Source organism: Streptomyces sp. NPDC044033, assembly GCF_056434425.1.
Window position 1 is genome coordinate 73,914 of the sequence record NZ_JBWKFF010000021.1, and the last position, 22,853, is coordinate 96,766.

At 70.0% G+C, this 22,853-nt stretch carries 22 protein-coding genes; 17 read left to right on the top strand and 5 right to left on the bottom strand.

Annotated elements, in window-relative coordinates; all coding sequences use genetic code 11:
• Positions 1-68: 68 nt before the first annotated feature.
• Both AC07AB_RS30970 and AC07AB_RS30975 read left to right on the top strand, forming a co-directional pair.
• Positions 69-1,079: an EamA family transporter gene (locus AC07AB_RS30970; RefSeq protein WP_478573763.1), complete on the top strand. Its 1,011-nt coding sequence runs from the start codon at positions 69-71 to the stop codon at positions 1,077-1,079.
• Positions 1,076-1,813, top strand: coding sequence for a maleylpyruvate isomerase family mycothiol-dependent enzyme (locus AC07AB_RS30975; protein ID WP_478573766.1), 738 nt, complete (start codon positions 1,076-1,078; stop codon positions 1,811-1,813). Before AC07AB_RS30970 ends, AC07AB_RS30975 begins: the two co-directional genes overlap by 4 nt.
• A 120-nt stretch (positions 1,814-1,933) precedes the next feature.
• Here AC07AB_RS30975 and AC07AB_RS30980 read toward each other — a convergent pair whose 3' ends face one another.
• The 3 genes from AC07AB_RS30980 to AC07AB_RS30990 form a co-directional block, all read right to left on the bottom strand.
• The gene (locus AC07AB_RS30980) at positions 1,934-2,413 is read right to left on the bottom strand and encodes a DUF6247 family protein (RefSeq protein ID WP_478573769.1); all 480 of its coding nucleotides are present in this window, start codon (positions 2,411-2,413) and stop codon (positions 1,934-1,936) included.
• Positions 2,414-2,640: 227 nt separating this feature from the next.
• A complete protein-coding gene (locus AC07AB_RS30985) occupies positions 2,641-2,841 on the bottom strand; it encodes a DUF397 domain-containing protein (protein ID WP_478573772.1) in 201 nt (66 codons plus the stop codon).
• Positions 2,842-2,850: 9 nt separating this feature from the next.
• Positions 2,851-3,699: a helix-turn-helix domain-containing protein gene (locus tag AC07AB_RS30990; protein ID WP_478573775.1), complete on the bottom strand. Its 849-nt coding sequence runs from the start codon at positions 3,697-3,699 to the stop codon at positions 2,851-2,853.
• Positions 3,700-3,944: 245 nt separating this feature from the next.
• On the opposite strand from AC07AB_RS30990, the gene AC07AB_RS30995 reads away from it, so the two are divergent.
• A complete protein-coding gene (locus tag AC07AB_RS30995; RefSeq protein ID WP_478573778.1) occupies positions 3,945-4,433 on the top strand; it encodes an ATP-binding protein in 489 nt (162 codons plus the stop codon).
• Between the two features lie 177 nt (positions 4,434-4,610).
• On the opposite strand, the gene AC07AB_RS31000 is transcribed toward AC07AB_RS30995, so the two are convergent.
• Together AC07AB_RS31000 and AC07AB_RS31005 are read right to left on the bottom strand one after the other, a co-directional pair.
• A complete protein-coding gene (locus tag AC07AB_RS31000; protein ID WP_478573781.1) occupies positions 4,611-4,964 on the bottom strand; it encodes a hypothetical protein in 354 nt (117 codons plus the stop codon).
• Positions 4,965-5,092: 128 nt separating this feature from the next.
• Positions 5,093-5,950, bottom strand: a complete 858-nt coding sequence (locus tag AC07AB_RS31005) for a C40 family peptidase (RefSeq protein WP_478573784.1) — start codon at positions 5,948-5,950, stop codon at positions 5,093-5,095.
• Between the two features lie 802 nt (positions 5,951-6,752).
• On the opposite strand from AC07AB_RS31005, the gene AC07AB_RS31010 reads away from it, so the two are divergent.
• The 14 genes from AC07AB_RS31010 to nuoN are packed head-to-tail and all read left to right on the top strand — an operon-like array spanning position 6,753 to position 22,723.
• A complete protein-coding gene (locus AC07AB_RS31010) occupies positions 6,753-7,112 on the top strand; it encodes an NADH-quinone oxidoreductase subunit A (RefSeq protein ID WP_363132937.1) in 360 nt (119 codons plus the stop codon).
• 10 nt (positions 7,113-7,122) lie between these two features.
• The gene (locus tag AC07AB_RS31015) at positions 7,123-7,677 is read left to right on the top strand and encodes a NuoB/complex I 20 kDa subunit family protein (protein ID WP_363132938.1); all 555 of its coding nucleotides are present in this window, start codon (positions 7,123-7,125) and stop codon (positions 7,675-7,677) included.
• A complete protein-coding gene (locus tag AC07AB_RS31020) occupies positions 7,674-8,414 on the top strand; it encodes an NADH-quinone oxidoreductase subunit C (protein WP_478573786.1) in 741 nt (246 codons plus the stop codon). The genes AC07AB_RS31015 and AC07AB_RS31020 overlap by 4 nt, the downstream gene beginning before the upstream one ends.
• Positions 8,414-9,739, top strand: coding sequence for an NADH-quinone oxidoreductase subunit D (locus AC07AB_RS31025; protein WP_478573789.1), 1,326 nt, complete (start codon positions 8,414-8,416; stop codon positions 9,737-9,739). Before AC07AB_RS31020 ends, AC07AB_RS31025 begins: the two co-directional genes overlap by 1 nt.
• A complete protein-coding gene (gene nuoE / locus AC07AB_RS31030) occupies positions 9,736-10,587 on the top strand; it encodes an NADH-quinone oxidoreductase subunit NuoE (RefSeq protein WP_478573792.1) in 852 nt (283 codons plus the stop codon). Before AC07AB_RS31025 ends, nuoE begins: the two co-directional genes overlap by 4 nt.
• Positions 10,584-11,951 (top strand): NADH-quinone oxidoreductase subunit NuoF, encoded by a 1,368-nt coding sequence (gene nuoF / locus AC07AB_RS31035; protein WP_478573795.1) that lies wholly within the window; start codon positions 10,584-10,586, stop codon positions 11,949-11,951. Before nuoE ends, nuoF begins: the two co-directional genes overlap by 4 nt.
• Complete coding sequence (locus AC07AB_RS31040; protein WP_478573798.1) at positions 11,948-14,458, top strand: NADH-quinone oxidoreductase subunit G; 2,511 nt, start codon at positions 11,948-11,950, stop codon at positions 14,456-14,458. Before nuoF ends, AC07AB_RS31040 begins: the two co-directional genes overlap by 4 nt.
• The gene (nuoH, locus tag AC07AB_RS31045) at positions 14,455-15,810 is read left to right on the top strand and encodes an NADH-quinone oxidoreductase subunit NuoH (protein ID WP_478573801.1); all 1,356 of its coding nucleotides are present in this window, start codon (positions 14,455-14,457) and stop codon (positions 15,808-15,810) included. Before AC07AB_RS31040 ends, nuoH begins: the two co-directional genes overlap by 4 nt.
• A complete protein-coding gene (gene nuoI, locus AC07AB_RS31050; protein ID WP_478573804.1) occupies positions 15,803-16,408 on the top strand; it encodes an NADH-quinone oxidoreductase subunit NuoI in 606 nt (201 codons plus the stop codon). Before nuoH ends, nuoI begins: the two co-directional genes overlap by 8 nt.
• Entirely contained in the window at positions 16,405-17,223 is an 819-nt protein-coding gene (locus tag AC07AB_RS31055) for an NADH-quinone oxidoreductase subunit J (protein ID WP_478573805.1), read from the top strand. Before nuoI ends, AC07AB_RS31055 begins: the two co-directional genes overlap by 4 nt.
• A complete protein-coding gene (gene nuoK / locus AC07AB_RS31060) occupies positions 17,220-17,519 on the top strand; it encodes an NADH-quinone oxidoreductase subunit NuoK (protein ID WP_030883239.1) in 300 nt (99 codons plus the stop codon). The genes AC07AB_RS31055 and nuoK overlap by 4 nt, the downstream gene beginning before the upstream one ends.
• 12 nt (positions 17,520-17,531) lie before the next feature.
• Complete coding sequence (gene nuoL, locus AC07AB_RS31065; protein WP_478573808.1) at positions 17,532-19,427, top strand: NADH-quinone oxidoreductase subunit L; 1,896 nt, start codon at positions 17,532-17,534, stop codon at positions 19,425-19,427.
• A gap of 3 nt (positions 19,428-19,430) precedes the next feature.
• Entirely contained in the window at positions 19,431-21,074 is a 1,644-nt protein-coding gene (locus tag AC07AB_RS31070; protein WP_478573810.1) for an NADH-quinone oxidoreductase subunit M, read from the top strand.
• Positions 21,071-22,723, top strand: coding sequence for an NADH-quinone oxidoreductase subunit NuoN (nuoN, locus tag AC07AB_RS31075; RefSeq protein WP_478573813.1), 1,653 nt, complete (start codon positions 21,071-21,073; stop codon positions 22,721-22,723). Before AC07AB_RS31070 ends, nuoN begins: the two co-directional genes overlap by 4 nt.
• Positions 22,724-22,853 lie beyond the last annotated feature (130 nt).

Sequence of the window (22,853 nt, forward strand, 5' to 3'; positions counted from 1 at the left end):
GTGAGGCATCCTACCTGATTCACCTTTCTAAATGAGGCTAGATGCTAGTCGAGCCTAAACTGACACTCATGCGTCGCCTTCCGCTTCCCTGGCTGGCGCTGATCACCGTATGGATCTTCTGGGGATCTACGTACCTGGGCATCCGGTCGGCGGTCGACACGATTCCGCCGCTGCTCATGGCCGGCGTCCGGTACCTCACGGCCGGCACGGTGATGTTCGCGCTCGTCGGACCGCGCCATGCCCGCGGGGACCGGCGCCCGACGGTGCGGCACCTGCGCTCCACACTGATCGTCGCCGCCCTGCTGCTGGTCGGCGGCAACGGCTTGGTCAGCGTCGGCGAGACGAGCGTCGACTCCGGATCGGCCGCCCTCATCGTGGCGACCGTGCCGGTCTGGATGGTCCTGATCAACGCGGTGGTGACGAGGACGCGCGTCACGGCCACGATGATGGTGGCGCTCGCCCTGGGGACGGTCGGGGTCGGCGTGCTCGTGGGCGGGCCCGGCGCCGACGTCGATGCCGGTGGCGCGGTCATCGTGCTGATCGGGTCGCTCAGCTGGGCGATCGGTACGGTCTACGCCCGCCGCGCCCCGCTGCCCTCGCACCCGCTCGTCGTGGCGTCGTTGGAGATGATCGCCGGCGGGCTGCTGCTGCTCATCGCCGCCGCCGTGACGGGCGAGTTCGGCCGCTTCGACCCCGCGGCGGTCTCCGCCGGTTCGATCGCCGGGCTCCTGTGGCTGATCATCGGCGGCTCCATGATCGCCTTCACCGCGTACGGCTACGCCAACGCCAACCTGCCCAACGACACGATGGCCACCTACGCCTACGTCAACCCGGTGGTCGCCGTCGTGCTGGGGAGCCTGATCGCCCAGGAAGCGCTCAGCCCGAACCTGCTGCTCGGCGGGGCCGTCATCGTCAGCGCGGTGGTGCTCATCGTCGGCGGCAGGGCCATCGCCCGACGCGTCCGCCGCCGGACCCCGCTCCCGGACGGCCCACCTCTACCAGCCTCCGAGCACCTGCTCCCGGAGGACTCGTCCGGATCAGCCTCCGAACACCCACTCCCGAAGGGCTCGACCCGATGAACCTGATGGACACCGCCCGCCATGTCGAGGCGACGAGGGCGATGGGCGCGCAAGCGTGGCGCATGGCGGAGAACCGGCTCGGCGCTCCCGTGCCCGCCTGCCCGGAGTGGCGGGTCCGCGATGTCGTCCACCATCTGGGCAACGTCGCCTCCTACGTCCATGCCTGCGTCGAGCAGGGGGCCGGCGAACCCGAGTTCACCGACGCCGAGATGCCTCCCGACGACCGGGTGATCCAGTGGGCCGCCGAGGAGTGGGACCGGACCCTGGACCGCCTCGCCGCGGCCGACCCCCACGCCGCCGCGTGGAACTGGTCCACTCAGCCGCACGTCGTCTCGTTCTGGCCGCGGTGCCTCACCCACGAGGCGTTCGTCCACGGCTGGGACATCGCGGACGCCGCGGGGGAGTCGCTGCCGATCCCCGCGGACGTCGCCGCCGACGGCGTGGACGAGGTCCTCGCGGTCCACCTGGCCGCCGGGGTCCGCGACGGCAGGCGCTTCACCCGCACCGGCCGGATCGAAGTGCACAGCACCGACACGGGCCACCGCTGGCTGGTGGAGCTCACCCCGGCGACCGCGCACACCAGGGCGGCGGCCCCGGGCGAACCGAGCGACACCCGCATCGCGGCCACCGCCGAGGCGCTGTACCTCGACCTGTGGGGCCGCACCCCGCTGAACCTGGACCCGCACCAGCGACACTGGTCCGGCCAACTCGGCGCCGGAGTGCTCACGGCCTGACGGGCCCGAGCCGGTGCCGCCCGCCTGCCGCCCGCCTGCCGCGCGCCTGCCGCGGGGCGGCACCGGCCGCATCCGGCCCGAGCATGGCGGGCGGTGCCACGTGGTCGCCGCGCTTGGGCGTCATCCGGTTACGCCCGGTTCCGGTACGGGGCCGTAATCCTCGCCGCTGTCCGTGGTCAGCGCGGCGAGGAGCTCCGGGTCCGAGTGGACCTCGGCGGTGTGCTGCCACGCGGCGATCGTCGTGGCCACCGCCGACATGTTGCCCAGGCTCTCCGCGGCGGGCAGCACCTCGGCCAATTCGGCCGCGAAGGCGCGGACGCTCTCCTCCGGGAGGAAGCGGACCCAGGGAAACGCGTCGGGAATGATCTCCAGGAGGAGCGATCGCGCGGCCGTGTCGTGCTTCACCAGCGCGAGGAACATCCGCGCGCCGGCGGACATGATCTGGGCGTCCTGCTCGTCCCGCGCGGCCGTGGTGATCACCAGGTCTTCCGCGTCCCGCCGCCGCAGCAGTATGCGTTTCGCCCCGGCCGGCCCGGCCAGTGTCGCCTTCGGCTTGTTGATCAGCTCGGAGAAGTTCGCTTCCAGCCGCTGCGTCGTCATGACTATTAGTCTCAAAGTCCCGAGGTGTCGAGATGGTCCTGTCAGGCGGGGCGCGTCGTGAGCCCGGCCGGTGGCTGAAGCAGACGGGGACGCCCCGGCCGGGGCCGTCTTCACGAACTGCCCGTCGAGCGGGGGCGTCGACGGACGCCCACCGCCCGTCGAGTGTGGCAGCGGCTACCACGCGTCCTCCGCCTGCCATGACAGACGGCGGGCCCGGTTCGCGGCAGTCAGGTCAGGCGGCCGAAGGCGTCTGCCTTGACGCCGAGGATGAGCCCGCGCAGCTTTTCGGGGGTCGTCGAGAGGACGGTGTCCGGGGTGTCGCTCTCGCGCATCTTTATTACGCCGTCGTGGTCGGCCAGTTCGACACAGTTCTGATTGTTGTCGGCCCCCGAGAACGAGGACTTCTGCCATGCGATGGGGTCGGTCATGCCCTTGGCTCACAATTCCTGTGCGATGCGGTGGATGAACTTTCTGGACTCGTCCAACCCGAGCGTGATTCTTTCGACTGTGGCCAGCAGGGTGCGGTATTTCGCCAGTTGGGCTTCCGCGTCCAGGAATCCACCGTCGAAGGCGCTGTCGATATGAACGGTGTCCAGGGCAGGAACCGATGCGCCGGCATAGAGCACGGAGTGGGCCGATCCCGTGACCTGGGCGTCGAACGGGATGACGCGGACAGTCACGGTCGGCCACTGGGAGGCTTCGAGCAGAAAGTCCAGCTGCGCACGCATGGCATCCGACGTGCAGTACCTCATGCGGAGCGCGGCTTCATGAATGAGCACGTCGAATTTCGGTGGCTGCGGCCGGTCGAAGATCGCGCGGCGTCTCATGCGGTATTCCACCCGCATGTCGAGCTCTGTGGCCGACGACCCGGAAATGCTGCTCTGGAACAACTGACGCGCGTACGACTCCGTCTGGAGGATGCCGGGTGTGTGCAGCATGTGAATCGCACGCATATGTGTCGCGTGGTGTTCCAGTTCGGCCAGGTCCAGGAATCCCGGCGAGAGTATGCCCCGGTACTCTTCCCACCAGCCTTTGCCGCGTTCCTCGGCCATGCTCGCGAGCGCGCCGACAAGGTGCTCGTCCGTCGCGGAGTAGTGGGCGGCGAGTCGGCGCACGCGTTCGGCGCTTACGCCGTATCGCCCCGATTCCAGGTGGCTGACCTGTGCGCGCTCCCCGCCCAGGAACGCCCCCACTTGGCTCCCGGACAGTCCGGCGCGCTCGCGCATCTTGCGCAGCTCCGCGCCCAAGCGCTTCTGTCGGGCCGTCGGATAGCTCCTCGGCGGCATGGCACCCCCTCTGCGGTGGCTATGAGTCTGTCGCCCAACTGTGTCACGGGTCCACCAGCCAGGACGCGATACCCGTCCCACTGTTGTTACGTCCCACTGTTGTGCCCTACTCTTCGGTGCAGCACCACGCGGCACGCCTGGAACAGCCGAAGTGCGGCCACCGGCATGCCCGTTGAGGGCGGGCCCGGGGGCCAGGCCACGGATGGCGCAGCAGCGCGGGCTGCCAACCCCACCGGGAGATGAGCATGAGCGATGCACGTTTCGCCGTACCCCCACAACGCCAGTCGTTCCGCGTCAGCGCGCCGAACGACGCCATAACTCCGAGGATCGCTCGCGAGCAGGTGGCGCTGCTGCTGAGCCTGACCCGTCACGCGGACGTCGCCGACGTGGCCAAGCTGCTCGTGAGCGAGATCGTCACGAACGTCCATGTGCACACGTCGACTCCCGTCGTGCACGTGGACGTGACCGTAGGACCAGGCCGTGTGTACGTGGCCGTATGGGACGACGCCCCGTGCCCCCGGCTTCACGCACGCGCCGCGCAGGACGCACGCGATGACGAAGAACGCGGACGAGGCTTGCTGCTGGTCCAGGAGATGGCCACCAGGTGGGGCGTCACATGGCCCGGCGAGCCGGATCGTGCGCACAAGCGGGTGTGGTTCACGCTGGACGAGCACGGCACGGCGGCGCGGGGGAAGCCGGATCAGGCCGGGCCGTCGCGCGCGCCCGGGAAGTGAGGCCGAACCTTCCCGGCGCGGTCCCGCGCATCCCGTGGTGGACGCCGCCGGGTTCATCCGGCCGGACCGTGTTCGGTCGCGGTGGGGCAAGCGCTGCCCGTACACCGTCGGCCGCGACGTTCCGCGGGTCGTCGCGGACGTGCGGAACAGAAGCGGAAGCCGTCGGCGCGGGCCGCGTCAGCGCTGCGCGGGAGCCCCTTCGCCGGTCGTGGCGGCGGCCTCCTTCGTCAGGGTCGCCGCTTGCAGGAGGCTCAGGCCGGTCTCGGCCTGGCGCAGGGCTTTGACGGCCGCGACGGAGTCGTCGACGGGGCCGTCGTAGCCGGCCGCCGCGAGGCGGTCCCGTACCCAGCGGGCGCGCAGCTCCGATTCCGGGGCGCTCGCGGCTTCGGAGGCGAGGGTCAGGGCCAGTTCGAGGCCGGGCCGTTCCTCCGGGGTGGCGGTGCCGAGGGCCTGGCGGAGGGCTGCGGTGATCGTGTCCGCGTCGCGCAGGACGATCATCTCCGGGTCCTGGCGTTTTCCGAAAGCCTTCATGCGGCGATCTTGCCCCGAAGCGGACCCGGTACTCAATCCCGCGCCCCGATGACGTGCCCCACACACGCGAGGACCCCTGGTCCCGAGCGGCGGGACCAGGGGTCTTGGCGTGGTGCGAGGGGCCGACGTCACATGACGCGGACGGCGCCCGTCGGCTGGTCGTAGCTCAGGGAGCGCTCGACGATGCCCGTGCTGGGGTTCTGGGCGCCGATGAACTTGCCGCCGCCGATGTAGACACCCACGTGGTACGCGCTGCCCGCGCTGCCCCAGTAGAGGAGGTCGCCGGGCTGGAGGTTGTCCAGGGAGACCGAGGTGCCGGCCGTCGACTGGTCCTGGGAGACGCGCGGCAGGTCGATGCCGATCTGCCGGTACGCGGCCTGGGTGAGGCCGGAGCAGTCGTACGAGGAGGAGCCCGTCGCGCCCATCACGTACGGCTTGCCGATCTGCGCCTGGAGGAACGAGATCAGCGTCGCGGCGCTGCCCGTGGCGTGGGACGTCGAGGGGGCGGACGACGACGAGGACGACGGGGCCGACGAGGACGACGAGGCGGAGGTGGTGGAGAGCTGCGTGCGCTCGGCGGACCGGGAGGCGCGGGCGGCCTCGTCGGCGGCCTTGGCGGCCTTCGCCTTCTTGGCCTCCTCGGCCTTCTTCTCGGCCTCGGCCTTGCGGTTGGCCTCGTCCTTGACCTTCTTGGCCTGGACCTTGGCCTTGTGCGCGGCCGTTTCCTGCTGGGCCCGGGTCTGGTAGTCGTGGGCGGTCTGCTGGGTGGCGTCCGCGCTCTGCGTGATGGAGGCCGCGAGGGTCGCGTCGACCGTCGGCATCTCCAGAGTGGACTCCGCGGGCTTCTCTGCGGCGCTCGCCGGGGCGGCCGCGCCGGTCACCGCGAGGGTGCTGAGAACGCCGCCGGCAACTCCCGTGCGCAGCGCCCACGAAGAGGCGGTACGGCGGGGCTTCCGGCGGCTGGGTATGTGAGCGACAGGGGACATGGCACTAACGGCTATCAAGTGCCATGCCCGAGATCAACAAAAGTGGCATGCGACACACCTGCCGTGTACACGACGAGAATTGAGCCTTGTCGATCTTCGAGTGGCCCGGACGAGGGGTGTCCGATTTGCGCGATCATGCGGATACGCATGGCATTTGATGTCGGATGAGGCCCCTGGGGCCGCCTATCACTTCCGTAGCTCCTGAGTCGAGGGTGCCCGGAAAAAGTGGTCCTTGAACGTGAAACCGCGTGGGATAGCTCACGCCCGGTATGGCGCGAACCGGGCGTTCGGAGGGGAGCGGAGGTGGGCTCGTGAAGCGGAGCGGAGGCGGGCTCGTGAAGCGGAGCGCCGATCGGCGATCGAGGGCGGGCGACCGAGGGTGAGCGACCCGGCCACCCCTCCGGGTGGCCGAGCGCTAGCAGTTGAAACCGTCCAGCGCCAATTTGCTTGCATCGGCCATCTCTTGATAGAGCCGCACGCCTCTCACCAGCAACGCAGCCCCCGAATGTCACCTCTGGTGATCACTCGGCCGCTTCGCGTACGAAGATCACCGCTCATCCGACTTCATGATCCTTCGTCAGGTGGTGGAGATCACAAAGGCGTTGTCGCACCCCGTGTCGCAGATCACAGACCGACGGGCATAAGATGCAGGCGACTCGGGCTTGTGAACTGCCTCACATACGCGCGATCTTCCTGGGGTCGCGCGGAACTCGCACGGGATTCGTGGGGGATTTCGCGGGGTGGTTCACACACCCGGTCCCGTCTGCCAGCAGTCATCGTCGACTGGAAGGAGCGAGGAGCGGTGAACGCTTACGCGCCCATCCTCGTACTGGGAGCCCTCGGGGCAGGCTTCGCGATCTTCTCCGTGGTCATGGCCTCGATCATCGGCCCCAAGCGCTACAACCGCGCCAAGCTCGAAGCGTATGAGTGCGGCATCGAGCCGACCCCGCAGCCGGCCGGCGGCGGGCGATTCCCCATTAAGTACTACCTCACGGCGATGCTCTTCATCGTCTTCGATATCGAGATCGTCTTCCTCTATCCCTGGGCGGTCACCTTCGACTCCCTGGGGCTGTTCGGGCTCGTCGAGATGCTCCTCTTCGTGCTGACCGTCTTCGTCGCCTACGCCTATGTATGGCGTCGTGGCGGCCTGGAATGGGACTAGGGGCCAACCAATGGGACTTGAAGAGAAGCTGCCGAGCGGATTTCTGCTCACCACCGTCGAGCAGGCCGCGGGCTGGGTCCGTAAATCGTCCGTCTTCCCGGCCACCTTCGGCCTCGCCTGCTGCGCCATCGAGATGATGACGACCGGCGCGGGCCGCTACGACCTCGCCCGCTTCGGGATGGAGGTCTTCCGCGGCTCGCCCCGGCAGGCGGACCTGATGATCGTGGCGGGCCGGGTGAGCCAGAAGATGGCCCCGGTGCTGCGGCAGGTCTACGACCAGATGCCGAACCCGAAGTGGGTCATCTCCATGGGTGTCTGCGCGTCCTCGGGCGGGATGTTCAACAACTACGCGATTGTGCAGGGCGTTGACCACATTGTCCCGGTAGATATCTATTTGCCCGGCTGCCCGCCGCGTCCCGAGATGCTGCTCGACGCGATCCTCAAGCTGCACCACAAGATCCAGAACGAGAAGCTCGGGGTCAATCGCGAGGAAGCGGCCCGCGAGGCGGAGGAGGCGGCGCTCGGCGCGCTCCCGCTGATCGAGATGAAGGGGCTGCTGCGATGAGCGACGCCCAGGCGGGCGGGGCCAACCCCGACCGCGACATCGACGCCGCCAACCTGCCCGGCCAGCGCGGCGACGAAGGCGAGGCGATCGCCACCCGCCGCGGCATGTTCGGCGCGGCGAACGGCTCCGACACCTCCGGCTACGGCGGTCTCGTACGGACCGTACGGCTGCCCGGCGCGTCGTCGCGCCCGTACGGCGGCTGGTTCGACGAGGTCGCCGACGAGCTGGAGGGGGCCCTCGACGAACAGGGCCTGGTCCCGGAGAACGTCATCGAGAAGACCGTCGTCGACCGCGACGAGCTGACCTTCCACATCGAGCGGGAGTACCTGCCGCGGGTCGCCCGGACGCTCCGCGACGACCCGGCGCTCCGCTTCGAGCTGTGCACCGGCGTCAGCGGCGTGCACTTCGAGGAGGACAAGGGGCGCGAGCTGCACGCGGTCTACCACCTGCGCTCGATCACCCACAACCGGCTGATCCGGCTGGAGGTCTCGGCCCCCGACAGCGACCCCCACGTGCCCTCCCTCGTGGACGTCTATCCGACCAACGACTGGCACGAGCGCGAGACGTACGACTTCTTCGGCCTGATCTTCGACGGCCACCCGGCGCTCACCCGAATCATGATGCCGGACGACTGGCAGGGCTTCCCGCAGCGCAAGGACTACCCGCTCGGCGGCATCCCCGTCGAGTACAAGGGCGCCCAGATCCCGGCTCCGGACCAGCGGAGGTCGTACACCTGATGAGCACATCGCATGCGAGCGCAGCGCGCGAGACCACCGAAGGCACCGTCTACACCGTCACGGGCGGCGACTGGGACGAGATCGCCGAGGCCGCCAAGCGGGCCGACGACGAGCGGATCATCGTCAACATGGGCCCCCAGCACCCGTCCACCCACGGCGTGCTCCGGCTGATCCTGGAGATCGACGGCGAGACGGTCACCGAGGCCCGCTGCGGCATCGGCTATCTGCACACGGGGATCGAGAAGAACCTCGAATTCCGGACGTGGACCCAGGGCACCACGTTCGTGACGCGCATGGACTACCTGACGCCGTTCTTCAACGAGACGGCGTACTGCCTGGGCGTCGAGAAGCTGCTCGGCATCGAGGAGCACATCCCGGACCGCGCCTCCGTCATCCGCGTGATGCTGATGGAGCTGAACCGCATCTCCTCGCACCTGGTGGCCATCGCCACCGGCGGCATGGAGCTCGGCGCCACCACGATCATGATCTACGGATTCCGCGACCGCGAACTGGTCCTGGACCTCTTCGAGCTGATCACCGGGCTCCGGATGAACCACGCGTACGTACGCCCCGGCGGGCTCGCCCAGGACCTGCCGCCCGGCGCCGTCGACCAGGTCCGCGCGTACGTGAAGAAGATGCGCAAGAACCTGCCCGAGTACGACAAGCTCGCCTCCGGCAACCCGATCTTCAAGGGCCGCATGCAGGACGTCGGCTATCTGGACCTGGCCGGCTGCATGGCGCTCGGCGCGACCGGCCCCGTGCTGCGCTCCGCCGGACTCCCGCACGACCTGCGCAAGGCGCAGCCCTACTGCGGCTACGAGAACTACGACTTCGACATCCCGACCGCCGAGACCTGCGACAGCTACGGCCGCTTCCTGATCCGGCTGGAGGAGATGCGGCAGTCGCTGCGCATCGTCGAGCAGTGCCTGGACCGGCTGGAGCCCGGCCCGGTCATGGTCGCCGACAAGAAGATCGCCTGGCCCGCGCAGCTGGCGCTCGGACCGGACGGCCTCGGCAACTCCCTCGACCACATCAAGAAGATCATGGGCACCTCGATGGAGGCCCTGATCCACCACTTCAAGCTGGTGACCGAGGGGTTCCGGGTGCCGCCCGGCCAGGCGTACGCGGCCGTGGAGTCGCCCAAGGGCGAACTCGGCGTGCATCTCGTCAGCGACGGGGGCACCCGCCCCTACCGGGTCCACTTCCGGGACCCGTCCTTCACCAACCTCCAGGCCATGGCGGCGATGTGCGAGGGCGGCCAGGTCGCCGACGTCATCGTCGCCGTCGCGTCCATCGACCCCGTGATGGGAGGCGTCGACCGGTGAGCGACGTCCAGCTGGGCATGCCCCGGCTCCCCGCGCCCGACTACCCCGCCGACGTACGGCAGCGGCTCGACGCCGATGCGCGGGAGGTGATCTCCCGCTACCCCGACTCGCGCTCCGCGCTGCTGCCGCTGCTCCACCTCGTACAGGCGGAGGAGGGGCACGTCACCCGCACCGGCGTCCGGTTCTGCGCCGAACAGCTCGGCCTGACCACCGCCGAGGTGACCGCGGTGTCCACCTTCTACACCATGTACCGGCGCAAACCCTCCGGCGACTACCAGGTCGGGGTCTGCACCAACACGCTGTGCGCGGTGATGGGCGGCGACGCGATCTTCGACGCCCTCAAGGAGCACCTGGACGTCGGCAACGACGAGACGACGCCCGACGGCAAGGTCACCCTCGAACACATCGAGTGCAACGCCGCCTGCGACTTCGCGCCCGTACTGATGGTCAACTGGGAGTTCTTCGACAACCAGACCGTCGAGAGCGCCACCGCGCTCGTCGACGACCTGCGGGCCGGCCGCACCGTGGAGCCGACGCGCGGCGCGCCCCTGTGCACATACAAGGAGACGGCCCGCATCCTCGCCGGGTTCCCCGACGAGCGCCCCGGCGCCGTCGAGGCCACCGGCGGGGCCGGACCGGCCTCGCTCGCCGGGCTGCGGCTGGCCAAGGGCGAGAGCGCGCCCGGCCGCGTCGTGGCCCCGCGCGCCGCCGCGCGCCCCGCGGCCGGCGGCCGTCCCACCACCGACGAGGCGCCCGCGACCCACCCGAGTTCGCATGACGCGCCGCAGCAGACCTCGGCCTCCGACCCCAGCAACCCGGCCGGACCGGTCGCCGAGGAGGGGGAGTGATGACCTTGGCAGCAGAAGAAGTCGACGAGACCAGCCCCGAGAAGGTACTGGCACCGGTGCTGTCCGCCTTCTGGGACCAGCCCGGTTCCTGGACGCTGGACACCTACCACCGGCACGAGGGGTACGAGGGCGCGCGCAAGGCCCTCGCGATGGCCCCGGACGACGTCATCGCGTACGTCAAGGACTCGGGGCTGCGCGGCCGCGGCGGGGCGGGCTTCCCCACCGGGATGAAGTGGCAGTTCATTCCGCAGGGCGACGGCAAGCCGCACTACCTCGTCGTCAACGCCGACGAGTCCGAGCCCGGCACCTGCAAGGACATCCCCCTCCTCTTCGCCAATCCGCACGTGCTCATCGAGGGCATGCTGATCGCCTGTCACGCGATCCGCTCCAGCCACGCCTTCATCTATCTGCGCGGCGAAGCCGTCCCCGTGCTGCGTCGGCTGCACGAGGCCGTGCGCGAGGCGTACGCGGCGGGCTACCTCGGCGAGAACATCCTGGGCAGCGGCCTCGACCTCGACATCACCGTGCACGCGGGGGCCGGCGCGTACATCTGCGGTGAGGAGACCGCGCTGCTCGACTCGCTCGAAGGGCGCCGCGGCCAGCCCCGGCTGCGGCCTCCGTTCCCCGCCGTCGCGGGCCTGTACGCCTGCCCCACTGTGGTGAACAACGTCGAGTCCATCGCCTCGGTTCCCGCGATCCTGAACAAGGGCAAGGACTGGTTCCGCTCGATGGGCAGCGAGAAGTCCCCGGGCTTCACGCTGTACTCGCTGAGCGGCCATGTCGTGGGCCCCGGCCAGTACGAGGCACCGCTCGGCATCACGCTGCGCCAGCTCCTCGACATGAGCGGCGGCATGCGCCCCGGCCACCGGCTCAAGTTCTGGACGCCGGGCGGCTCTTCGACGCCGATGTTCACGGAGGAACACCTCGACGTGCCCCTCGACTACGAGGGCGTGGGCGCGGCCGGTTCGATGCTCGGCACCAAGGCGCTCCAGTGCTTCGACGAGACGACCTGCGTGGTGCGGGCCGTCACCCGCTGGACCGAGTTCTACGCCCACGAGTCCTGCGGCAAGTGCACCCCCTGCCGCGAAGGCACCTACTGGCTCGTCCAGTTGCTCCGGGACATCGAGGCGGGCAAGGGCCGGATGACGGACCTGGAGAAGCTGAACGACATCGCCGACAACATCAACGGCAAGTCCTTCTGCGCGCTCGGGGACGGCGCGGCCAGCCCGATCTTCTCCTCGCTCAAATACTTCCGCGCGGAGTACGAGCAGCACATCACCGGGCGGGGCTGCCCCTTCGACCCGGCCAAGTCGACCGTATGGGCCGACGGCCCGAAGACCGCTCACCTGGGGGTGAACGCGTGACCGTCACAACTACCGGCCCCAGCGGCGGTGGAGCGGCGGCGGTGCCGCCGGAAGACCTCGTCTCGCTGACCATCGACGGCATCGAGATCTCCGTGCCCAAGGGCACGCTGGTCATCCGGGCCGCCGAACTGCTCGGCATCGAGATCCCGCGGTTCTGCGACCACCCGCTCCTCGACCCGGCCGGCGCCTGCCGGCAGTGCATCGTCGAGGTCGAGGGCCAGCGCAAGCCGATGGCGTCCTGCACCATCACCTGCACCGACGGCATGGTCGTCAAGTCCCAGCTCACCTCGCCGGTCGCCGAGAAGGCCCAGCGCGGTGTGATGGAGCTGCTGCTCATCAACCACCCGCTGGACTGCCCGGTCTGCGACAAGGGCGGCGAGTGCCCGTTGCAGAACCAGGCCATGCAGGTCGGCGACCCCGACACCCGCTTCGAGGGGCGGAAGCGGACGTACGCGAAGCCCGTACCGATCTCCGCCCAGGTGCTGCTGGACCGCGAGCGGTGCGTGCTGTGCGCCCGCTGCACCCGCTTCTCGAACCAGATCGCGGGCGACCCGATGATCGAGCTGATCGAGCGCGGCGCGCTCCAGCAGGTCGGCACGGGTGAGGGCGACCCCTTCGAGTCGTACTTCTCCGGCAACACCATCCAGATCTGCCCGGTGGGCGCGCTGACCTCGGCGGCGTACCGATTCCGCTCCCGCCCCTTCGACCTGGTCTCCTCGCCGTCCGTGTGCGAGCACTGCGCCGGCGGCTGCGCGACCCGCACCGACCACCGGCGCGGCAAGGTCATGCGGCGGCTGGCGGCGGACGACCCCGAGGTCAACGAGGAGTGGATCTGCGACAAGGGGCGGTTCGGCTTCCGCTACGCGCAGCGGCCGGACCGGCTCACCACCCCGCTGGTACGGGACGCGGCCACCGGCGAGCTGGTGGCGGCGAGCTGGCCCGAGGCGCTGGCGGCGGCGGCGAGCGGACTGGCGGCGGCCCGCGGCCGTACGGGCGTGCTGACCGGCGGGCGGCTCACCGTCGAGGACGCGTACGCCTACGCCAAGTTCGCGCGCATCGCCCTGGACACCAACGACATCGACTTCCGGGCCCGGGTGCACAGCGCCGAGGAGGCCGAGTTCCTCGCGGCGCGCGTCGCGGGCCGCGGCCGGGACCTGGACGGCGGCGGCGTCAGCTACGCGGCGCTGGAGAAGGCGCCGGCGGTGCTGCTCGCCGGATTCGAGGCGGAGGAGGAGGCGCCCGGCGTCTTCCTGCGGCTGCGCAAGGCGCACCGCAAGGGCGGCCAACGGACGTTCGCGCTGGCCACGCACGCGAGCAGGGGTCTGACGAAGGCGGGCGGCACGCTGCTGCCGGCGGCGCCCGGCACCGAGACGGAGTGGCTGAACGCGCTGACGTCCGGCACGGAGCTGAGCGGCGTCGGCCGCGAGGCGTACGACGCGCTGCGCGCCGAGGGCTCGGTGATCATCGTCGGCGAGCGGCTGGCCGCGGTGCCGGGCGCGCTCACCGCGGCCGTACGGACCGCCGCCGCGACCGGCGCGCACCTGGTGTGGATTCCGCGCCGGGCCGGGGAGCGGGGCGCCGTCGAGGCCGGGGCGCTGCCGGGGCTGCTGCCCGGCGGGCGGCCGGCCGCCGACCCGCGGGCCCGTGAGGAGACCGCCGCCGTGTGGGGCGTGGCCCGGCTGCCGCACGGCCCGGGGCGCGATGCCGGGCAGATCATCGAGGCCGCGGCCGCGGCCACCGGCGAACTGGGCGCGCTGCTCGTCGCCGGGGTCGAGGTGCGCGACCTGCCCGACCCGGCGCGGGCCGAGCGGGCGCTGGAGGAGATCGGGTTCCTGGTGAGCCTGGAGCAGCGGCCCTCGGCGGTGACCGAGCGGGCGGACGTGGTGCTGCCGGTCGCGGCGGTGCCCGAGAAGTCCGGGACCTTCCTCGACTGGGAGGGCCGGGCCCGCCCCTTCGAGGCCGCGCTCAAGCCGGATCAGATGACGCACCGTCATCTGCTGCCGGACGCACGGGTGCTGCACATGCTGGCCGACGCCCTGGACGTACACCTCGCGCTGCCGGACGTACGGGCCGTACGCGCCGAGCTGGACCGGCTCGGGCCGTGGGAGGGGCCGCACGCGGCGGACCCGCGGGAGGCGGCGCTGCCGCTGCCCCGGCCGGAGGCGGGCGAGGCGGTCCTCGCGGGCCACCGGCTGCTGCTCGACCAGGGGCGGCTCCAGGACGGCGACGAGGCGCTGGCCGGCACCCGGCACGCGGCCGTGGCGCTGCTGTCGGCGGCCACCGCCGCGGAGGCGGGGGTCGCGGACGGCGCGGAGCTGGCGGTGTCCGGCCCGGCCGGGACGGTGCGGCTGCCGCTGCGCGTCACCGCGATGCCGGACCGGGTCGTATGGCTGCCGCTGAACTCCGTCGGCGGCGGCGTCCACGGTGATCTGGGTGCGGTGCCCGGCCAGTTGGTGAAGGTCGGCGCGCCCGCCCCGGGCGCCCCTGAAGCGGAGGTGACGGCATGAACTACCTCGCCGACTCGCTCGCCGCGGAGAACCTCTCCGTGTTCGGCCGCGACACATGGTGGCTGGTCGTCGTCAAGGCGGTCTTCTGCTTCGCCTTCGTGATGCTCACCGTGCTGTTCTCGATCGTCTGGGAGCGCAAGGTCGTCGCGTGGATGCAGCTGCGCATCGGCCCCAACCGGCACGGCCCCTGGGGGATGCTCCAGTCCCTCGCCGACGGCATCAAGCTGATGCTGAAGGAGGACCTGGTCGTCAAGCGCGCGGACAAGGTGGTGTACATCCTCGCGCCGATCGTCGCGGCCGTACCGGCCTTCATGGCGATCGCGGTGATCCCCTTCGGCCCGTCCGGCAACGAGGTCTCGATCTTCGGCCAGCGCACCACGATGCAACTCACCGACCTGCCGATCGGCGTCCTCTACATCCTGGCCACCGCCTCGGTCGGCATCTACGGCATCGTGCTGGCCGGCTGGTCGTCCGGGTCGACGTATCCGCTGCTGGGCGGGTTGCGCTCGTGCGCGCAGATGATCTCGTACGAGATCGCGATGGGCCTCTCCTTCGCCGCCGTCTTCCTCTACTCGGGGTCGATGTCGACCTCCGCGATCGTCGAGTCGCAGCACGACCGGTGGTTCGCGCTGCTGCTGCCGGTCTCCTTCCTCATCTACATCGTGGCGATGGTCGGCGAGACCAACCGGGCGCCGTTCGACCTCCCGGAGTCCGAGGGCGACCTGGTCGGCGGCTTCAACACCGAGTACTCCTCCATCAAGTTCGCGATGTTCATGCTGGCCGAGTACGTCAACATGGTCACGGTCTCGGCGGTCGCGGTCACCCTCTTCCTGGGCGGCTGGCGGGCCCCGTACCCGGTCTCGGCGTTCTGGGAGGGCGCGAACCACGGCTGGTGGCCGATGCTCTGGTTCGTCATCAAGCTCCAGCTGCTGCTCTTCTTCTTCATCTGGCTGCGCGGCACGCTGCCGCGGCTGCGCTACGACCAGTTCATGAAGCTGGGGTGGAAGGTCCTCATCCCGGTCTCGATGGTCTGGCTGATGCTGGTCGCGACCGTAAGGGCGCTGCGGAACGAGAACTACGGCTTCCAGGACATCGTGCTCTACGTCGGCGGCGCGGTCCTGGTGATCCTGCTGCTGTCGTTCGTCGTGGACATCTTCCGGGACCGGCGCGGTGTGAAGGACGAGGTCAGCGAGGTGGCCTTCGACCCGATGGCGGGCGGTTTCCCCGTGCCGCCGCTGCCCGGACAGAGCCTGCCACCCGTGCCCCGGCGACGGTCGCGCCGTGAGCGCGAGCTGATTGTCAGTGGTGGGGCCGATACTGACAGTGACGGAAAGGAGGCTGGTGGTGTCTGAGTTCCAGAACCCCGTGGCCGGCTTCGGCGTGACCTTCAAGGCCATGTTCAAGAAGCGGCTGACCGAGCAGTATCCCGAGCAGAAGAAGCCCACGGCCCCCCGCTTCCACGGCCGTCACCAGCTCAACCGGCACCCGGACGGGCTGGAGAAGTGCATCGGCTGCGAGCTGTGCGCGTGGGCCTGCCCGGCGGACGCCATCTATGTGGAGGGCGCGGAGAACACCGAGGAGGAGCGGTACTCCCCGGGCGAGCGGTACGGCCGCGTCTACCAGATCAACTATCTGCGCTGCATCCTGTGCGGGCTCTGCGTCGAGGCGTGCCCGACCCGGGCGCTGACCATGACCAATGAGTACGAGCTGGCCAACACCAGCCGCGCCTCGCTCATTTACACCAAGGAGGAGCTGCTCGCGGGCCTGGACGAGGGCATGGTCGACTCGCCGCACTCGATCTTCCCGGGCACGGACGAGCAGGACTACTACCGGGGGCTGGTGACCGAGGCCGCGCCCGGCACGGTGCGTCAGGTGGCGCTCTCCAAGGGCGAATCGCCGGAGGCGGAGAGCCCCGAGCGCGCGGCGGCCGACGAGGGGGCGCGGACATGAGCCAGCTCGCCGCCGCCGCGTCCGCCACCTCCACGGGCGAGGCGTTCCAGTTCTGGGTGCTCGGCACGGTCGCCCTGCTCGGCGCGCTGGGCACGGTCCTGATGCGCAGGGCCGTGCACAGCGCGCTGTGCCTGGCGGGCACGATGATCATCCTGGCGGTCTTCTACCTCGCCAACGGCGCGTACTTCCTCGGCATCGTCCAGGTCGTCGTCTACACCGGCGCGATCATGATGCTCTTCCTCTTCGTCGTCATGCTGGTCGGCGTCACCGCGGCCGACTCCCTGAAGGAGACGCTCAAGGGCCAGCGCTGGCTCGCGGCCTCCTGCGGCCTCGGCTTCGGCATCCTGCTCGTCGCCGGCATCGGCAACGCCTCCCTGAAGCACTTCAACGGGCTCGGCAAGGCCAACTCCGGCGGCAATGTGCAGGGGCTGGCGGCGCTCATCTTCACCAAGTACGTCTTCGCCTTCGAGATCACCGGCGCGCTGCTGATCACTGCGGCGGTCGGCGCGATGGTGCTCACGCACCGCGAGCGCACCGAGCGGCCGGCCACCCAGCGCGAGCTGGCCGAGGCCCGGGTGCGCGGCGGCAAGCAGCTCCCGCCGCTGCCCGCCCCCGGCGTCTACGCCCGGCACAACGCGGTCGACGTGCCGGGGCTGCTGCCGGACGGCACGCCGTCCGAGCTGACCGTCAACCCGACGCTGCGGGCCCGCGGCCAGATCCGGGACGTCTCCAGCGAGGCGCTGGGCGAGCTGAAGGCGCTGGAGCAGCGCTCGCAGGAGTGGCTGGAGCGCACCGAGGAGGAGGCCAAGAAATGAACCCCGTCAACTACCTCTACCTGGCCGCCCTGTTGTTCACCATCGGCGCCGCCGGAGTGCTCATCCGGCGGAACGCGATCGTCGTCTTCATGTGCGTCGAGCTGATGCTGAACGCCTGCAACCTGGCGTTCGTCGCCTTCTCCCGGCTGCACGGCAACCTCGACGGCCAGATCATCGCCTTCTTCACGATGGTGGTGGCCGCCGCCGAGGTCGTGGTGGGCCTCGCCATCATCGTGACGATCTTCCGCTCCCGCCACTCGGCCTCGGTCGACGACGCCAGCCTGCTGAAGCTGTAAGGGGACGCTGACGTGGAGAACCTCATCGGATTGCTCGTCGCGGCCCCGCTGCTGGGCGCCGCCGTGCTGCTGTGCGGCGGCAAGCGGCTGGACCGTATCGGGCACTGGCTCGGCACGCTCCTGGCCGCGTCGTCCTTCGTCATCGGCGCGGTGCTCTTCGCCGACATGCTCGGCAGGAGCGGGGAGCACCGCGCCCTGCACGCCCACCTGTTCAGCTGGGTGCCGGTCGGCGGCTTCCGCGCCGACGTGGCCTTCCAGCTCGACCAGCTGTCGATGACCTTCGTCCTGCTGATCACGGGCGTCGGCACGCTGATCCACCTCTACTCGGTCGGCTATATGGAGCACGACGAGCGGCGGCGGCGCTTCTTCGGATATCTGAACCTGTTCCTGGCGGCGATGGTGCTGCTGGTGATCGCCGACAACTACCTGCTGCTGTACGTGGGCTGGGAGGGCGTGGGCCTCGCCTCGTACCTCCTGATCGGGTTCTGGCAGCACAAGCCCAGCGCCGCCACGGCCGCGAAGAAGGCGTTCATCGTCAACCGCGTCGGCGACATGGGGCTGTCGATCGCGATCATGCTGATGTTCACGACGTTCGGCACGTTCGCCTTCGGGCCGGTGCTCTCCTCGGCCGGGGAGGCCGGCGAGGGAAAGCTGACGGCGATCGGGCTGATGCTGCTGCTCGCCGCGTGCGGCAAGTCCGCACAGGTGCCGCTACAGAGCTGGCTCGGCGACGCGATGGAGGGCCCGACCCCGGTCTCGGCCCTGATCCACGCGGCGACGATGGTGACGGCCGGCGTGTATCTGATCACCCGGTCCGGCGCGATCTTCGACGCCGCGACCGACGCGCAGACGGCGGTGGTGACGGTCGGCGCGGTGACGCTGCTCTTCGGCGCCATCGTCGGTTGCGCGAAGGACGACATCAAGAAGGCCCTCGCCGGGTCGACGATGTCCCAGATCGGCTACATGATCCTGGCGGCCGGGCTCGGCCCGATCGGCTATGTCTTCGCGATCATGCACCTGGTGACGCACGGTTTCTTCAAGGCCGGGCTCTTCCTCGGGGCCGGTTCGGTCATGCACGGCATGAACGACGAGGTGGACATGAGGAAGTACGGCGGCCTGCGGAAGTACATGCCGGTCACCTTCGTCACCTTCGGGCTCGGCTATCTGGCGATCATCGGCTTCCCCGGGCTCTCCGGCTTCTTCTCCAAGGACAAGATCATCGAGGCTGCCTTCGCCAAGGGCGGCACCGAGGGCTGGATCCTGGGCGGCGCGGCCCTGCTGGGCGCGGCCATCACCGCGTACTACATGACGCGCGTGATGCTGATGACCTTCTTCGGCGAGAAGCGCTGGGTCCCCGACGCGGACGGCAATGAGCCGCACCCGCACGAGTCGCCCAAGTCGATGACCATCCCGATGGTGATCCTCGCCTTCGGATCGGTCTTCGCGGGCGGGCTGTTCAGTGTCAACGAGACGTTCGTGAAGTGGCTGGAGCCGGTCACCGGGCACGCCGAGGGCCACTCGCCCGTCAGCGCGCTGACCGTCACTCTCGCCACGATGGTGGTGCTGGTCATCGGCGTCGCGATCGCCTGGTCGCAGTACGGACGCCGGCCCGTGCCCGCCGCCGCGCCGCGCGGCTCCCTGCTGACCCGGGCGGCCCGGCGCGACCTCCTCCAGGACGACTTCAACCACGTCGTGCTGGTCCGGGGCGGCGAACACCTGACCCGCAGCCTCGTCTACGTCGACCACACCGTGGTCGACGGGGCGGTGAACGGCACGGCCGCCTCGGTCGGCGGCCTCTCCGGGCGGCTGCGCAAGCTCCAGAACGGCTACGCCCGCTCGTACGCGGTCTCGATGTTCGGCGGCGCGGCGGTCCTCATCGCCGCGACCCTGCTGATGAGGGCGGTCTGATCGATGTCATTTCCCCTGCTGACAGTCACGGCCGCGCTGCCCGCGCTCGGCGCGGTGGCGACCGCCGCGGTCCCGGCCGCCAAGCGCACGGTCGCGAAGTGGCTCGCCCTGCTCTTCTCGCTCGCCACGCTGGTGCTCGCCGCCTTCCAACTGGTGCGCTTCGACCCGGGGGCGTCGGGCCCGTTCCAGCTCACCGAGTCGCACGCCTGGATCAAGGACTTCGGGGTCCGGTACGAGCTCGGCGTGGACGGCATCGCGGTGGTGCTCATCGCGCTGACCGCCCTGCTGATCCCCTTCGTCATCCTGGCCGGATGGCATGACGCGGACCCCCTGGAGGACGAGCGGCCCAACCGCCGCTGGCGGCCCACCCAGGGGTTCTTCGCGCTGATCCTGATGGTCGAGGCGATGGTGGTGATCTCCTTCGAGGCCACCGACGTCTTCCTCTTCTACATCTTCTTCGAAGCCATGCTGATCCCGATGTACTTCCTCATCGGCGGCTTCGGCGACCGGGCCGGGGAGCACGGGGAGGAGCGGACGGCCACCCAGCGCAGTTACGCGGCGGTGAAGTTCCTGCTCTACAACCTGGCCGGCGGGCTGATCATGCTGGCCGCGGTGATCGGGCTGTATGTGGTCACCGCGCACCAGACGGGCACCGGCACGTTCTCCCTCCAGGAGATCGTCCAGGCCAGGGCGGACGGCCGGCTGGACATGGCGACGAGCACGGAGCGCCTGCTGTTCCTGGGGTTCTTCTTCGCCTTCGCGGTCAAGGCCCCGCTGTGGCCGCTGCACACCTGGCTGCCGAACGCGATGGGCGAGGCCACCGCGCCCGTCGCCGTGCTGATCACCGCGGTCGTCGACAAGGTCGGCACCTTCGCGATGCTCCGCTTCTGCATCCAGCTCTTCCCGGAGGCGTCGAAGTGGGCGACCCCGGTGATCATGGTGCTGGCGGTGATCAGCATCCTCTACGGGGCGCTGCTCGCCGTCGGCCAGCGGGACATCAAGCGGCTGGTCGCGTACGCCTCGATCTCGCACTTCGGCTTCATCGTCCTGGGCATCTTCGCGATGACGACCCAGGGCCAGAGCGGCGCGACGCTCTACATGGTCAACCACGGCATCTCCACGGCGGCGCTGATGCTGGTGGCCGGGTTCCTGATCTCGCGGCGCGGGTCGCGGCTCATCGCCGACTACGGCGGGGTGCAGAAGGTTGCCCCGGTGCTCGCGGGCACCTTCCTGATCGGCGGGCTCGCCACGCTGTCGCTGCCGGGGCTGGCGCCGTTCGTCAGCGAATTCCTGGTCCTGGTCGGCACGTTCAGCAGGTATCCGGCGCTCGGGATCATCGCGACGGTGGGCATCGTGCTCGCCGCGCTGTACGTCCTGGTGCTCTATCAGCGCACGATGACGGGGCCGGTGAAGGCCGAGGTGCGGTCCATGCCCGACCTCAAGGTCCGTGAACTGGTCGTCGTCGCCCCGCTGATCGCGCTGCTGGTCTTCCTCGGGGTCTACCCGAAGCCGCTGACCGAGATCGTGAATCCGGCGGTGAAGCACACGATGAGCCAGGTGGACAAGACCGATCCCAAGCCCGATGTGCCGGTCCGGGCCGCGACCGACAAGGACGCGCCCCATGAAGAGGCGGAGGCCGCGAAGTGACTGACGTGGCAACTGTCCACAGCCTGTGGACAATGGCGGCCGGCGTGGAGGACAAGATCCCCGCGCCCCATATCGAGTACGGACAGCTGTCACCGACGCTGATCGTGCTCGGCACGGCGGTGCTGGGCGTGCTGGTCGAGGCGTTCCTGCCGCGCCGCAGCCGCTACTACGCCCAACTCCTGCTCACCGTAGTGGGGCTGGCCGCCGCCTTCGCCGCCGTCATCGGCCTCGCCGCCGGGGGGTACGGCACCGACAAGGCGCACATCGCGGCGATGGGCGCCATCGCCGTCGACGGCCCCGCGCTCTTCCTCCAGGGCACGATCCTGCTGGTCTCGCTGGTCGCCGTCTTCACCTTCGCGGAGCGGCGGCTCGACCCGGCGGCACACGGCAACCGGGTGGACTCCTTCGCCGCGCAGGCCGCGTCCGTGCCGGGCAGCGAGTCCGAGCAGGCGGCCGTGAAGGCCGGGTTCACCACCACCGAGGTCTTCCCGATCGTGCTCTTCGCGGTGGCGGGCATGCTCGTCTTCCCCGCCGCCAACGATCTGCTGACCCTCTTCATCGCGCTGGAGGTCTTCTCCCTCCCGCTGTACGTGCTGTGCGCGCTGGCCCGCCGCCAGCGGCTGCTCTCGCAGGAGTCGGCGGTCAAGTACTTCCTGCTGGGGGCGTTCTCGTCGGCGTTCCTGCTCTTCGGGGTGGCCCTGCTGTACGGGTACGCGGGCACGGTCACGTACTCCGGCATCGCCGATGTCGTCGACGGCACGGTCAAGACGGTGGACCCCGCGCTCGCCGGGACCATGGGCAATGACGCGCTGCTGCTGATCGGCGGCGCGATGGTGCTGATGGGGCTGCTGTTCAAGGTGGGCGCGGTGCCGTTCCATATGTGGACCCCGGACGTGTACCAGGGCGCGCCGACGCCGGTCACCGGGTTCATGGCGGCGGCCACCAAGGTCGCGGGCTTCGGCGCGCTGCTGCGGCTGCTGTACGTGGTGCTGCCGGGGCTGCGCTGGGACTGGCGGCCGGTGATGTGGGGCGTCGCGATCATCACGATGCTGATCGGCGCGATCGTCGCCGTCACCCAGACCGATGTGAAGCGGCTGCTGGCCTACTCGTCCATCGCGCACGCCGGCTTCATCCTCGCGGGCGTCATCGCCGTCACCCCGGACGGAATCTCCTCCGTCCTCTTCTACCTGGCCGCGTACTCCTTTGTGACGCTCGGGGCCTTCGCGGTCGTCACCCTGGTGCGGGACGCGGGCGGCGAGGCGACGGCGCTGGCCAAGTGGGCCGGGCTGGGACGGCGTTCGCCGCTGGTCGCAGCGGTGTTCGCGATCTTCCTGCTGGCGTTCGCGGGCATCCCGCTGACCAGCGGTTTCGCGGGGAAGTTCGCGGTCTTCAAGGCGGCGGCGGAGGGCGGCGCGGGCGCGCTGGTCGTCGTCGGTGTGCTGTCCTCGGCGATCGCGGCGTTCTTCTACATCAGGGTGATCGTGCTGATGTTCTTCAGCGAGCCGACGCCGGAGGGGCCCACCGTGGCCGTGCCGAGCGCGCTGACCTCGACGGCGATCGCGGTGGGTGTGATCGTCACCATCGGGCTGGGCGTCTTCCCGCAGTACTTCCTGGACCTGGCGGGACAGGCGGGAACGTTCATCAGGTAGCGCCGGAGCACCGGCCCGCCACCGCCGCCCCCCCCCCCCCCCCCCGGGGGGGGGGGGGGGGGGGGGGGACCCCCAGACAGGACAGGTGGGGCCATAGCGTGTTGCAGCCCCATACACCTTCGGCTCTCTC

Coding starts and splice junctions, on each gene's coding strand:
- AC07AB_RS31000 (WP_478573781.1), bottom strand. CDS start 4,964: ATGAAGGCTTTCGGAAAACGCCAGGACCCGGAGATGATCGTCCTGCGC.
- AC07AB_RS31015 (WP_363132938.1), top strand. CDS start 7,123: ATGGGACTTGAAGAGAAGCTGCCGAGCGGATTTCTGCTCACCACCGTC.
- AC07AB_RS30970 (WP_478573763.1), top strand. CDS start 69: ATGCGTCGCCTTCCGCTTCCCTGGCTGGCGCTGATCACCGTATGGATC.
- AC07AB_RS30995 (WP_478573778.1), top strand. CDS start 3,945: ATGAGCGATGCACGTTTCGCCGTACCCCCACAACGCCAGTCGTTCCGC.
- AC07AB_RS31005 (WP_478573784.1), bottom strand. CDS start 5,950: ATGTCCCCTGTCGCTCACATACCCAGCCGCCGGAAGCCCCGCCGTACC.
- AC07AB_RS31055 (WP_478573805.1), top strand. CDS start 16,405: ATGAGCCAGCTCGCCGCCGCCGCGTCCGCCACCTCCACGGGCGAGGCG.
- AC07AB_RS30990 (WP_478573775.1), bottom strand. CDS start 3,699: ATGCCGCCGAGGAGCTATCCGACGGCCCGACAGAAGCGCTTGGGCGCG.
- nuoK (WP_030883239.1), top strand. CDS start 17,220: ATGAACCCCGTCAACTACCTCTACCTGGCCGCCCTGTTGTTCACCATC.
- AC07AB_RS30985 (WP_478573772.1), bottom strand. CDS start 2,841: ATGACCGACCCCATCGCATGGCAGAAGTCCTCGTTCTCGGGGGCCGAC.
- AC07AB_RS31025 (WP_478573789.1), top strand. CDS start 8,414: ATGAGCACATCGCATGCGAGCGCAGCGCGCGAGACCACCGAAGGCACC.
- AC07AB_RS30975 (WP_478573766.1), top strand. CDS start 1,076: ATGAACCTGATGGACACCGCCCGCCATGTCGAGGCGACGAGGGCGATG.
- AC07AB_RS30980 (WP_478573769.1), bottom strand. CDS start 2,413: ATGACGACGCAGCGGCTGGAAGCGAACTTCTCCGAGCTGATCAACAAG.
- nuoH (WP_478573801.1), top strand. CDS start 14,455: ATGAACTACCTCGCCGACTCGCTCGCCGCGGAGAACCTCTCCGTGTTC.
- AC07AB_RS31020 (WP_478573786.1), top strand. CDS start 7,674: ATGAGCGACGCCCAGGCGGGCGGGGCCAACCCCGACCGCGACATCGAC.
- AC07AB_RS31070 (WP_478573810.1), top strand. CDS start 19,431: ATGTCATTTCCCCTGCTGACAGTCACGGCCGCGCTGCCCGCGCTCGGC.